The 250-nt window shown below is 36.0% G+C and carries 1 protein-coding gene; it reads left to right on the plus strand.

Annotated features, from left to right (window positions below):
- On the plus strand, nt 1-250 hold a 250-nt coding region (locus ETC27_RS18245), incomplete at both ends, for an ATP-binding cassette domain-containing protein (RefSeq protein WP_136256085.1).

A 250-nucleotide genomic window follows, 5' to 3' on the forward strand; every position in this document is an offset into this window, starting at 1 on the left:
TGTCAGAAGTAGCAGTAAAAATAGATCATGTAAGTAAATACTTCCGCCTCCCAACTGAAGCAAGTACGAGTCTACGTACAACTTTGGTCAATCGCATGCGAGGCATTAAAGGATATAAAGAACAACATGTTCTCAAAGATATTGACTTTACCGTTGAAAAAGGTGACTTTTTTGGAATTGTTGGTCGTAACGGTTCAGGTAAATCAACACTTTTAAAGATTATCTCTCAAATATATACACCAGAAAAAGG

The organism is Onishia niordana (assembly GCF_004798965.1).
In the GTDB taxonomy this organism is placed as follows: domain Bacteria; phylum Pseudomonadota; class Gammaproteobacteria; order Pseudomonadales; family Halomonadaceae; genus Onishia; species Onishia niordana.